Here is a 12,285-nt window from a genome sequence, read left to right on the forward strand (position 1 = left end):
CCTAAGGACGTCATACCCGCCCAGCCGGTAACCCTGCTCCTCCCGTGGCACAGGCGACACGACCACCGGGGCAGCGGGCCAGGGCAACTCGGCAGGCCGGAACGGCGGAATCCGTCGCCGTTCCGGCCAGGCCAACAAGGCCGCGAAGACCACCGGGCCGACGCCCGTGACCTCAGTACGGCCGACCCTTCCGCCCCGACACCGCACTCCAAACCACCCCCAACGCCGACATCCCGGCCCAGCCGGTACACCTGCACCTACCGAGGCACGGGCGACACGACCACCGGGGCAGCGGGCCAGGGCAACTCGGCAGGCCGGAACGGCGGGATCCGTCGCCGTTCCGGCCAGGCCAACAAGGCCGACAAGGCCGGGAAGACCACCGGGCCGACGCCCGGTGGCCTCGGTGCGGCAGTGTCGTTCCGTACCGATGTCGTGCTCGTCGGTCAGCGCTCCGTCGGACTCGCTGCGCATGCACTTGTCCCGCGCGGGCGACCACTCGCGCCGGGCGCCGCGCGGCTTGGCTCCGGCGCCTTCTCCGTCGGTGCGGCGGCCGGTGCCCGACCCGGGTGCCATGACCTCGGCTCGGTGCACCGGACGGCCAGGCAGTCGCTGCTCCCCGCCCCGTCGCCGTCGATCCGCGGGGACGCGTCCGCAGGGCGGGTTCAGGCCGCGTCGGCCACCCGGGTGCCGAACGGCGGTTCCAGCCGTGAGGCGCCGGTGACCAGGGCCGCATGGGTCCAGCCGGGTTCGTGCGCGGTCGGCTCGGCGGCGTGGGCGAGGGAGCGGCGGTCGGGATGACTGCCCGCCGGGATCACCGGCCGGACCTCCACCTCGGCCACCAGTCCGCGTGACGTCGCCACCCGCCACATCGAGGCGAGCAGCGTGTCCTCACCGACGAAGGCCGGGGCGGTGCTGGCCGGGCCGCCCGCGACCCGGTAGTGCAGGCGCACCGGCTGCACCGGAACGCCGGCGTCGAGGGCGGCCTGGAAGACGGCCCGGTGGAAGCGGCCCTGCGCCCGTCCGCACCAGGTGCTGCCCTCGGGGAAGGCGACGACCGCGGCACCGCCGCGCAGCGCCTGCGCGATCCGGGCGACGGTGCCGGGCAGGGCGCGCAGCCGGTCGCGTTCGATGAACAGGACGCCGGCCCTGGCCACCAGCGCCCCGGCCACGGGCCACCGGCGGATCTCCGTCTTGGCGAGCATCCGCGCGGGGCGTACGGCGGCCAGCAGCGGGATGTCCAGCCAGGAGATGTGGTTGGCCACCAGGAGCAGACCGCCGGTGGGCGCGGCGGTGCCGGTGACGCGGACCTGGACCCCGGCGGCCCGCACGATCGCCCGGCACCACCGCGCGACCAGCCCGGCGGGGATCCTCCCGCCGAGCGGGGTCAGCACGAGCCCGGTCAGTACCAGGACCGCGACCCCGGTGATCCGCAGGACGGCGCGCGGTAGGGCCGCGGCAGACACCGTCGGCTCCACGCACGCCCCCGGGGTGCAGGGCGCGCTGGGCAGCCAGACGCTCATCAGGCCGGGACGAGCGAGAGGAAGTGCCGCAGATAGCGCGGGTTGACCCGGCGCATCGACAGCAGCACATACAGGTCGGCGACCCCGAAGTCCGGGTCGTGCGCGGGCTCGGAGCAGACCCAGGCGCCGAGCCGGAGGTAGCCGCGCAGCAGTGCCGGCAGCTCGGTCCGCTCGGTCGGCGCCTCGGCGCTCGGCACCCACGGCAGCAGGGGCCGTACCCGGAACTCCTCGGGGGCCAGGTGCTTGGCGCTGACCCGGTGCCAGGTGGCGGAGGCGAGGGCGCCGCCGTCGGCGAGCGGGATGGAGCAGCAGCCGGCCAGCCACTCGTGCCCGCGATCGACCATGTAGCGGGCTATCCCGGCCCAGATCAGCCCGATGACGGCGCCGTCACGATGGTCGGGGTGCACACAGGAGCGGCCGACCTCGACCAGGCCCGGCCGGATACCGTCGAGCGCGGTCAGCTCGAACTCGCCCTCGGAGTAGAGTCGTCCGGCGACCGCGGCCCGGTCCGGCGGCAGCAGCCGGTAGGTGCCGACGACCTGCCCCGTCACCTCCTCGCGCACCAGGAGGTGATCGCAGTAGGCGTCGAAGGGGTCGATGTCGTAGCCCGGCTGCGGTGTGGACAGCAGGGCACCCATCTCCCCGGCGAAGACCTCGTGCCGCAGCCGCTGGGCGGCACGCACGTCGGCCTCATCGGCGGCGAGCGCGACGGTGTAGCGGGTGGGCGCCGCGGGCTGTGGGGGGCGGTCGAGGGTGGAAACGCCGGTCATGGCTCTCTCCTGGTCACGGGCCGGGTCGGCGGAGCGGGCGGCGGTCTGTGGCGTTCGACCGCCGCACCTGTTCTTCCGATGCCGACTGACCTTCGCGTGACGGGCGCAGAGAAACCGGGTGTGAGGTTGTTGAACTGCTCGCTCAGCGGGCGCCGTTCACCGGGCCGCCACGCAGTGCTCCGGCCACGCTCGCGTCGTCGCCGCACCGAGGACACGAACGGGGGAGAGGCCGCTGCTCCCCCCGCGGTTGAAGATCACGATCCACCCTATCCGGGCCGCACAAGCGAGACGGGGCCGGGGAGCACCACTCCCGACCCCGCCCGTCCGCCTCTAGGCGAACGCCTTCAACACGCCCCAGCAGACCCCCAAGGGGCGCGGGGAACTGCGCAACAAGCCACAACCCACCCGCACCCGAAACGAAACCACAGCCCACCCCCCTAGGGGCGCGGGGAACTGCGCAAACCCGCCCCCCGCTACCGCTTCCGCACAGCCCGCAGCCACTCCTTGTTCATGCCCGTGATGGACATCAACGGGACGCCCTTCGGGCAGGCGGTGGCGCACTCCCCGGTGAGCGTGCAGCCGCCAAAACCCTCCTCGTCCATCTGCGCCACCATGTCCAGCACCCGCGTCTCCCGCTCGGGCGCGCCCTGCGGCAGCACGTTCAGATGGTTGATCTTGGCGGAGGTGAACAGCATCGCCGCGCCGTTCGGGCAGGCGGCGACGCACGCCCCGCACCCGATGCACTCCGCGTGCTCGAATGCGAAGTCGGCGTCCGGCTTGGGCACGGGCGTCGCGTGGGCCTCGGGCGCGGCCCCGGTCGGCGCCGTGATGTAGCCGCCGGCCTGGATGATCCGGTCGAACGCCGAGCGGTCCACCACCAGGTCCTTGATCACCGGGAATGCGGAGGCTCGCCATGGCTCGATGTCGATCGTGTCGCCGTCCTTGAAGGACCGCATGTGCAGCTGGCAGGTGGTGGTGCGCTCCGGCCCGTGCGCGTCGCCGTTGATCACCAGGCTGCAGGCGCCGCAGATGCCCTCGCGGCAGTCGTGGTCGAAGGCGACCGGGTCCTCGCCCTTGAGGATGAGTTCCTCGTTGAGCGTGTCGAGCATCTCCAGGAAGGACATGTCGGAGGAGATCCCGTCCACCTCGTACGTGGACATGGCGCCTTCGGCGTCGGCGTTCCGCTGCCGCCAGACGCGCAGGGTGAGCTTCATGCGTAGCTCCGCTGAGTGGGGTGGACGTACTCGAAGACCAGGTCTTCCCTGTGCAGCACCGGGGCCTCGCCGGTGCCGGTGAACTCCCAGGCGGCGGCGTACGAGAACGCGTCGTCCTTGCGGGCCGCCTCGCCGTCGGGCGTCTGGGACTCCTCGCGGAAGTGGCCGCCGCAGGACTCGGCCCGGTGCAGCGCGTCGAGGCACATCAGCTCGGCCAGTTCCAGGTAGTCGACGATGCGGTTGGCCTTCTCCAGCGACTGGTTGAACTCCTCGCCGCTGCCGGGCACCTTGATGCGCCGCCAGAACTCCGCACGGATCTGCGGGATGCGTTCCAGCGCCTTGCGCAGCCCGGCGTCGCTGCGCGCCATGCCGCAGAACTCCCACATGAGTTCGCCGACTTCGCGGTGGAAGGAGTCGGGGGTGCGGTCGCCGTCGACGGAGAGCAGCAGGTTGAGGCGGTCCTCGGTGTCGGCCAGGATCTCCTGGACGACGGGGTGCTCGGCGGTGACCGCCTCCTGGTGCGGATTGCGGGCCAGGTAGCCGTTGATGGTGGCCGGCAGCACGAAGTAGCCGTCCGCCAGCCCCTGCATCAGCGCCGAGGCGCCGAGCCGGTTGGCGCCGTGGTCGGAGAAGTTGGCCTCGCCGACGGCGAACAGCCCGGGGACCGTCGTCTGCAGGTCGTAGTCGACCCACAGGCCGCCCATCGTGTAGTGCACGGCCGGGTAGATGCGCATCGGCACCTCGTAGGGATCCTCATCGGTGATCCGCTGGTACATGTCGAAGAGGTTGCCGTACTTCGCCTCGACGGCCTTGCGGCCCATCCGTCGGATCGCCTCGGCGAAGTCCAGGTACACGCCCTGTCCGCCGGGGCCCACTCCCCTGCCCTCGTCGCATACGTTCTTGGCGGCGCGGGAGGCGATGTCACGCGGGACCAGGTTGCCGAAGGACGGATAGATGCGCTCCAGGTAGTAGTCGCGCTCGTCCTCGGGGATCCGGTTCGGCGGGCGCGTGTCGCCCTTGGTCTTAGGTACCCAGATGCGGCCGTCGTTGCGCAGCGACTCGCTCATCAGGGTGAGCTTGGACTGGTGGTCCCCGGTGCGCGGGATACAGGTCGGATGGATCTGGGTGAAGCACGGGTTGGCGAAGTAGGCGCCGCGGCGATGGGCCCGCCAGATCGCGGTGGCGTTGGAGTTCATGGCGTTCGTCGACAGATAGAAGACGTTGCCGTAGCCGCCGCTGGCGAGGACGACGGCGTCGGCGATGTACGTGTCGATCTTCCCGGTGATCAGGTCGCGCGCGACGATGCCGCGGGCCCGGCCGTCGATGACGATCAGGTCGAGCATCTCGGTGCGCGGGTGCATGTCGACGTTCCCGGCGGCGATCTGCCGGGACAGCGCCTGGTAGGCGCCGAGCAGGAGTTGCTGCCCCGTCTGGCCACGGGCGTAGAAGGTGCGGGAGACCTGGACGCCGCCGAAGGAACGGGTGTCGAGCAGGCCACCGTACTCGCGCGCGAACGGCACGCCCTGCGCCACGCACTGGTCGATGATCGCCACGGAGATCTGGGCCAGCCGGTGGACGTTGGACTCCCGGGCGCGGAAGTCGCCGCCCTTGACGGTGTCGTAGAACAGCCTGTGGATGGAGTCGCCGTCGTTGCGGTAGTTCTTCGCGGCGTTGATGCCGCCCTGCGCGGCGATGGAGTGGGCGCGGCGCGGGGAGTCCTGGTAGCAGAACTGGACGACGTGGTAGCCCTGTTCGGCGAGGGTCGCGCCCGCGGAGCCGCCGGCCAGGCCGGTGCCGACGACGATGACCGTGTGCTTGCGGCGGTTGGCGGGGTTGACCAGTTTCGCCTCGAAGCGGCGCGTGTCCCAGCGCTTCTCGATCGGTCCGGTCGGGGCCTTGGCGTCGACGACCGGCTCACCGGTCGGGTAGTCCGTGTATGCGGCGGGGATGGTCATGTCAGCTCACCACTCCGGTCATGACGCCCACGGGTACGGCGATGAAACCGGCCGTGAGCAGCAGCGCTAGAACGTTGGCGACGGTCTTCAGGGCGCGGTCGCGGGTGCGGCTGCCGACGCCGAGGGTCTGGGCGGCGCTCCAGAAGCCGTGCCGGACGTGCAGGCCGACCGCGAGCATCGCGACGATGTAGATGACGTTGCCGTACCAGGTGGAGAAGGTGTCGACGACGTTCTGGTAGGGGTGGCCCTCCTGGAAGCCGCCGGAGTGCACGGTGCCGGTGGTCAGGTCCAGGATGTGCCAGACGATGAACAGGGCGAGGATGATCCCGCCCCAGCGCATGGTGCGCGTCGCGTAGCTCGCCCGCGGCTTCTGGTGCACGTACTTGTTCGGGCGGGCCCTGAGATCGCGGCGGCTGAGCTGGTACGCGGAGACGGCGTGCGCGACGACGGCGACGACGAGGACGACGCGGACGACCCACAGCGTCCACTCGTAGTGCATGAAGGGCTCGCCGATGGTGCGCAGCCAGTGGGCATAGTGGTTGAAGTCGCCCGCCCCGAAGAAGATCTTCAGGTTTCCGAACATGTGGACGACCAGGTACAGCAGCATGATCAGGCCGCTGACCGCCATCACGGTCTTCTTGCCGACGGAGCTGTCCCACATCGTGCGCGCCATGGACGGCCGTCGGTCCGTCCGCGTTGCCAGTGCCATGGGCTGCACGCTAGGGCCGAACGGCCCCATCGGTCCAAGACATGGTCCAGCTGGTTTCCATAGGCAGTGGCTATGGTGATGCCTATGCTGGCCGGGTGCAGTTCCAGCAGCTCCAGTACTTCGTGGCGGTCGCCGAGACCCGGCACTTCACCCGGGCCGCGGAGCAAGTCCATGTCGCCCAGCCGTCGCTGTCCCAGCAGATCAGATCGCTGGAGCGGGAGCTGGGGGCGGATCTGTTCCTGCGGGCCCGCGGCAACATCACGCTCACCGACGCCGGTGCGGCCCTGCTGCCGCTGGCCCGGCGGATCCTGGCCGACGCGGACACCGCCCGGCACGAGGTGCAGGAGCTGGTGCAGCTGCGCAGCGGACGCGTCCGGCTGGGCGCCACCCCGAGCCTGTGCACCGGCCTGCTCCCGGACGTGCTGCGCGCCTTCCACGACCGCTATCCCGGCATCCGGCTGCTGATCGAGGAGAGCGGCTCGCACGACCTGGTACGGGAGTTGGCGCGCGGCGCGCTCGATCTGGCGCTGGTCGTCCTGCCGCTGCCGACGCCGTCGCCGGCCCTGACCACGGTGGAGCTGCTGCGCGAGGACCTGGTGGTGGTCTCCTCACCGGAGGCCCCGGCACCGGGCCGCGGCGGGCGCCGCCAGGTGCGGATCGCCGACCTGGAGGGCGAGCGCCTGGTGATGTTCCGGCACGGGTACGACCTGCGGGAGCTGACCGTCGCCGCGTGTCGCTCCGCTGGGTTCGAGCCGGATTTCGCGGTGGAGGGCGGTGAGATGGACGCTGTGCTGGGTTTCGTGCGGGCGGGGTTGGGGCTGGCCGTCGTGCCGCGCATGGTCGCCACGCGGTCGGGGCGGGGCCTGCGGGTCACTGCATTGGCTCGGCCGGGGCTGCATCGGACGATTGCTCTGGCGCACCGGAGTGACGTGGCGCCGCCGCGGGCTGCGCGGGAGTTGCAGCGGATGCTTCTCGCGACGTGACGGGTGGTTGCGGAGTTCCCCGCGCCCCTGTGTCCGCAGCGCCGTATGCCTCCGGCTGGGTTGGGGGGGTGCGGGTCGAGTGTGGTTGGTTGCGCAGTTCCCCGCGCCCCTGTGTCCGCAGCGCCGTACGCCTCCGGCTGCATTGGGGGGGTGCGGGTCGAGTGTGGTTGGTTGCGCAGTTCCCCGCGCCCCTGTGTCCGCAGCGCCGTACGCCTCCGGCTGGATCGGGGAGTGCCGGTTGAGTGTGGTTGATCGCGCAGTTCCCCGCGCCCCTATGCCCGCAGCACCGTACGCCTCCGGCGGCGTTGGGGGGTGCGGGTTGGATGTGGTTGATCGCGCCGTTCCCCGCGCCCCTCAAGCCGCGGCGCCGTATGCCCCCGGCGGCGTTGGGGGGTGCGGGTTGGATGTGGTTGATCGCGCCGTTCCCCGCGCCCCCCAAGCCGGGGTCAGCTTGTTGCGTCTGCCATGGCCAGGTGGTGGAGGCGTTCTGGGGGGCCTGGGCGGGCGTAGTACCAGCCCTGGGCCGTGTCGCAGCCCAGTATCCGTAGTTGTTCGGCCTGGGCTCCGGTCTCCACGCCCTCCACGGTAACCGCCAGGTCCAGGCTGTGGGCGAGCGAAACGATCCCCTCGACGATCTTGAGGTCGACGGGGTCGGCCGGGAACTGCTGCATGCCCTGGGTGAAGGATCGGTCCAGCTTGAGGATGCTCACCGGCAGACGGCGCAGATTGGCGAGGTTGGAGTAGCCGGTGCCGAAGTCGTCCAGGGCGATGTCCACGCCCATCTCGGCCAGTCGGCGCAGCGGCTTGAGCAGGTCGTCGTCGGCGCCGATCAGCGCGGACTCGGTGACCTCCAGGCACAGCGCGTCCGGGGCGACGCCAGTGCGCTCCAGGATCTCCACCGTGTCCTGGACCAGACCGGGATGGCTGAGCTGGCAGGGCGAGAGGTTGACGTTGATGCGCAGCGGACCGCTCGCCGTCCGCTCGCCGTACCGTTCCCGCCACTCGCGCGCCTGCCGCACCGACTGTTCCAGGACCCAGCGGCCCAGCGGAACGATCAGCCCGGTGTGCTCGGCGAGCGGGATGAACCGGTCGGGGCCGAGGACGCCGTGCTGCGGATGCAGCCAGCGGACCAGCGCCTCGGCGCCGTGCACACTGCCGTCGCCGAGGTGCACCAGCGGCTGGTACTCGATGAAGAACTCGCCGCGCTCCAGGGCCGTCGGCAGCGCCGTGGTCAGCCCGTGCCGGGTGATGGCGCGGGCGTCTGCCTCCGGGTCGGCCAGTTCGGCGCGGTTGCCGCCCGCCGACTTGGCCCGGTACATGGTGATGTCGGCACTGCGCAGCACCTCCGCCGCGGTGCGCTCGCCCGCCGGGCCCTCCACGATGCCGATGCTGCCGCGCACGAGCAGCTCACGCCCGTCGACGCTGACCGGGGTGACGAGGGCGTTCATGATGCGCTCCGCCAGCTCGTCGACCTCCCGCTCGGTGTCGGGTCCGGTGGTCAGCGCCACGAACTCGTCGCCGCCGAGCCGGGCGACCATCTCGCCGGGCGCGGTGGCGCATGCCTGCAACCGGTCGGCGATCTCGACCAGCAGCCGGTCGCCGGCCGAGTGGCCGAGGCTGTCGTTGATGGTCTTGAAGCCGTCCAGGTCCAGGTAGCACAGCCCGAAGCGCTGGCCCTCGCCCGCGCCGAGCGCCTTCTCCAGGCGTTCGAAGAACAGGGTGCGGTTGGGCAGTCCGGTGAGCGCGTCGTGCGTGGCCTCGTAGCGCAGCCGCAGATTGAGCAGCCGCCGCTCGGTGGTGTCCTCCATGAGCGCGAGCTGGTACTGCGGGTTGCCGTCCGCGTCACGCAGCAGCGAGACCGTGAGATTGGTCCACAGCACGGTTCCGTCGGTGCGGTGGAACGCCTTCTCCACGTGGAAGTGCTCGCGTTCGCCGCGCACGAGTTCGTCGTAGAGCCGCCAGGTGTGCGGCGCGTCCTCGGGGTGCGTCCACTCCCGCACCGGGCGGCCGCGCATCGCCTGCTCGGAGAACCCGAACATACGCAGCAGCGCCTCGTTGACCTGGAGCACCCGACCGTCGAGGTCGGCGATGCCGATGCCTATGGCCGCGCCCTCGAACACCGCGCGGAAGCGGGCCTCACTGGCGTGCAGGGCCTTCGCCACCACGCCCTGGGCCTGCAACGCGGCCTGGGCGACGGCCTCCTGCTCGGCCAGGGTCCGCGCGCGCAGCGCCTCGGCGAACCCGGCCGCCATGGCGTGCTGCAACCGGGAGCAGCGCATGCGCAGTTCGTCCTGCGGTCCGTCCTCGCCGCAGTACAGCACCAGGTAGGCGTCGACGCAGTCCAGGGTCCGGGTGAGCGCCTCCGGGTCGGTGCAGTGCGCGTCGATCAGCGCGGCGCCGACCGCCTTCGCCTCCTCCGCGTCGAAGCCGTGCTGCCGCAGCGCCCGGCTCAGTCGGCGTGCGAGCGGCAGGAGCCGCTCCTCGATCTCCGGCCGGGTCAGCGACGTCGCGGTCACCGGGAACACGGCCCGGCTCCAGATCGTCGCGAACCGTCGCAGTCTGTCTTCCGGCCCGTCCGGCTCGGCGATCACGCCGTACGCCCCACGCCGGCGAACCCGGAGAACGCGAACGGATCCTCGTCCTCCGGCTCCAGCTCCGGGCGCCAGCGCGGCATCGCCACCAGTCCGGGTTCCACCATGTCGTACCCCTCGAAGAACCGCGCGATCTCGTCGCGCGAGCGCATGATCAGCGGGTTGCGAATGTCGTTGTATACGTCGACCGCGCCTGCGGCCCGCTCGGGCGGCAGCGGGATTCCCTCGTACGAGGCATGAGTGAGGATCAGCAGGCTGCCCGGCGCGAGTGCCTCGCGCAGCTCGGCCACCGCTCCATAGGGGTCGTCCGCGTCTTCCACGAAGTGCAGTATGGCAACGAGAAGCAGCGCCACTGGCCGATTCAGGTCGATCAGGTTCCCGACTTCGGGGCTCGACAGGATCTCCTCGGGCCTGCGGAGGTCCGCGGCGACGACCCCCGCGTCCTCGTTGCCCGCCAGCACCGACTGGCTGTGTGCCACCGCCACCGGGTCGTGGTCGACATACATCACGCGGGCGCCCGGCAGGGCCGCCTGGGCCACCTCGTGGACGTTGCCGAACGTGGGGATGCCGGAGCCGATGTCGAGGAACTGGGTGATGCCCTCCTCGACCGCGAAGCGTACGGCGCGACGCATGAACGCCCGGTTCGCCTGCATGATCTTCGGGAGTCCGGGCAGGAACTCCATGGCCTTGCGGGCCGTCTCCCGGTCGACCTCGAAATTGTACGAACCGCCCAGGTAGTAGTCGTAGATACGCGCAACGCTGGGCACGGTGATGTCGATGCTCCGTGGGGCCCAGACGGGACGCTCCATGTACCTCTCCAAGGCGTAGGCGATCCGGTGTTCGAGCTGAGGCTACTGATCGTCCGCCAATGGAGCGACCCCAAACGGAAATTGACCATCCGTTCCCGGTCACTGCCTCCGGCACGTGCCGGAACGACCCCGCAGCGTGACGGTGCCCTCACACAGCGGTCCGCCCCCTCCGTGCGGTACGGAGGGGGCGGACCCGTGGTCGCGCGCCTGTTGTCGTACATCCGGCACTCGCTTGCCCTCGTCCCTCCCTTCCGCGGTGGTCCGACATGACTGGGGCGGGGCGATCAACCCTGGGGAGGTGATACCTACTTGGGCGCGCCGACCGGCTTGCCGTCGGGCGCGACGGCGTACCACGTGCCGCCGACGCCCTGACCGTTGGTGTCCCCCGGGGCCGCGTCACCGGTGAAGGTGTAGATCGGCCAGCAGTCGACGGTCATCTGCTTGCCGCCGTCGGACCGGGTGAAGCCCATCAGGCCCTTCTTCTCCACGCCCTTGGTGTCATTGGCGTCGACCGGAGCGACCGCCGGCCACTTCTCCAGGCACTCCCCGGTGCAGTTCGAGACGGGCTTGGGCCATGCCTTGTCCTTCATGAAGCGGTAGACCGTCATGCCGTTCTTGTCGATGACGATCTCGCCCAGCTTGGGGTCCTTGCGGGTGGACAGGCCGGGCAGGTCCGACTGGGCCGCCTTCTTGCCGTCGGGGGCGAGCGCGAACCACTTGCCGCCCACACCCTGGCCGTTGACGTCACCGGCGTTGACGTCCTTCACGTAACGGTAGGCGGGCCAGCCGCCCACGGTCAGCTGCTTGGTGCCGTCTGTGCGGGTCACCTCGCCGAGCAGGGCCTTGTCGATGCCGGCGCCTGCGGTCGCGTCGTCCGCGGGCACCGGTGGCCAGGTCGTGGCGCAGTCGCCGTCGCAGTTCGACTTGGGCGGCTTGGCGGTGTCCGTGTCGAAGCGGTAGAGGGTGAGGCCCGAGACGTCGGTCAGGACCTTGCCCAGATCGGGGTTGGCGGCGACCGAGAGGGCACCGGCGGGCGCAGCCTGACTCGGGGAGCTGGAAGGCTGGTTGCCGTCGGCGCCATAGCCGTTGCCTGCGCCGGTTCCCGCGCCGGTCTCCGTACCGGCGCTGCCGTACCCGCCCGCCGCGGCCGTGGCCCCGACGTTCTGGGCCGCCGACGAGGGGGTGGTGGCATTGTCCTGACCGCACGCCGTCGTCAGTGCCAGCACCGAAGCGGCCGTCGCCACCAGCGAGGCGGCCCGCCACGAGGTCTTCATCGTCAACTCCCCATTATCGCCTGGAAATTGCAGCGCCTGCTGCGCCGCCGCACGACACTGGGTACGGACGGAACGGGTCACCGTGTTCAACCGTCCCGAAGATTTCTTCGCGCCCCCTGCATCGCGCCCCGGCGGATGACGGGCCCCGGCGCCTCCGGGACGGTCCCGTCCACGCGATCCGTCACGACGCGTCGTGGCACGTCGGGGCCGCGCCCGCGGCCCCCGCGGCCGGGACCCGGGGGCAGTCCTCCGCCACCTGCAGGCAGCAGCCGTTGCCCACCGCGCGCCGCGGTACCACGGAGATGTTGGCGTCGCGGCTGCGGGCCGACGGGGGCTATGCACCGCGGGGCCGCGCCCCCATGGCTCCCGCCGATCCCCAGCGCTCCCGGCACTTCCGGCGCTTCCAACGACGCGTCGTGGGACCGGGGGGCACGTCAACGGGCCACCGGCGGTCGGGACG

At 71.2% G+C, this 12,285-nt stretch carries 9 protein-coding genes; 1 reads left to right on the forward strand and 8 read right to left on the reverse strand.

Annotation, left to right across the window (positions count from 1 at the left end):
* Window positions 1-662 precede the first annotated feature (662 nt).
* The 5 genes from ACWEKM_RS43780 to ACWEKM_RS43800 form a co-directional block, all read right to left on the reverse strand.
* Window positions 663-1,520 (reverse strand): lysophospholipid acyltransferase family protein, encoded by an 858-nt coding sequence (locus tag ACWEKM_RS43780; RefSeq protein ID WP_451626889.1) that lies wholly within the window; start codon window positions 1,518-1,520, stop codon window positions 663-665.
* Entirely contained in the window at window positions 1,520-2,290 is a 771-nt protein-coding gene (locus tag ACWEKM_RS43785; RefSeq protein WP_451626890.1) for a GNAT family N-acetyltransferase, read from the reverse strand. The genes ACWEKM_RS43780 and ACWEKM_RS43785 overlap by 1 nt, the downstream gene beginning before the upstream one ends.
* Before the next feature lie 473 nt (window positions 2,291-2,763).
* Window positions 2,764-3,504: a succinate dehydrogenase/fumarate reductase iron-sulfur subunit gene (locus ACWEKM_RS43790; RefSeq protein ID WP_451626891.1), complete on the reverse strand. Its 741-nt coding sequence runs from the start codon at window positions 3,502-3,504 to the stop codon at window positions 2,764-2,766.
* A complete protein-coding gene (locus ACWEKM_RS43795; protein ID WP_451626892.1) occupies window positions 3,501-5,459 on the reverse strand; it encodes a fumarate reductase/succinate dehydrogenase flavoprotein subunit in 1,959 nt (652 codons plus the stop codon). The genes ACWEKM_RS43790 and ACWEKM_RS43795 overlap by 4 nt, the downstream gene beginning before the upstream one ends.
* A 1-nt stretch (window position 5,460) precedes the next feature.
* On the reverse strand, window positions 5,461-6,132 hold the full coding sequence (locus ACWEKM_RS43800; protein ID WP_451626897.1) for a succinate dehydrogenase: 672 nt from the start codon (window positions 6,130-6,132) through the stop codon (window positions 5,461-5,463).
* Window positions 6,133-6,263: 131 nt separating this feature from the next.
* Between ACWEKM_RS43800 and ACWEKM_RS43805 the strand changes: the two genes are divergently transcribed.
* Window positions 6,264-7,151: a LysR family transcriptional regulator gene (locus ACWEKM_RS43805; RefSeq protein WP_451626893.1), complete on the forward strand. Its 888-nt coding sequence runs from the start codon at window positions 6,264-6,266 to the stop codon at window positions 7,149-7,151.
* Between the two features lie 446 nt (window positions 7,152-7,597).
* Here the strand turns inward: ACWEKM_RS43805 and ACWEKM_RS43810 are convergent, their stop codons facing one another.
* The 3 genes from ACWEKM_RS43810 to ACWEKM_RS43820 form a co-directional block, all read right to left on the reverse strand.
* Window positions 7,598-9,742: a putative bifunctional diguanylate cyclase/phosphodiesterase gene (locus ACWEKM_RS43810; RefSeq protein ID WP_451626894.1), complete on the reverse strand. Its 2,145-nt coding sequence runs from the start codon at window positions 9,740-9,742 to the stop codon at window positions 7,598-7,600.
* Window positions 9,739-10,551: an SAM-dependent methyltransferase gene (locus tag ACWEKM_RS43815; protein ID WP_451626895.1), complete on the reverse strand. Its 813-nt coding sequence runs from the start codon at window positions 10,549-10,551 to the stop codon at window positions 9,739-9,741. Before ACWEKM_RS43815 ends, ACWEKM_RS43810 begins: the two co-directional genes overlap by 4 nt.
* 305 nt (window positions 10,552-10,856) lie before the next feature.
* On the reverse strand, window positions 10,857-11,825 hold the full coding sequence (locus ACWEKM_RS43820; RefSeq protein ID WP_451626896.1) for an SCO0930 family lipoprotein: 969 nt from the start codon (window positions 11,823-11,825) through the stop codon (window positions 10,857-10,859).
* Between the last annotated feature and the right edge of the window lie 460 nt (window positions 11,826-12,285).

The sequence above is a fragment of the Streptomyces sp. NPDC004752 genome (assembly GCF_053601275.1).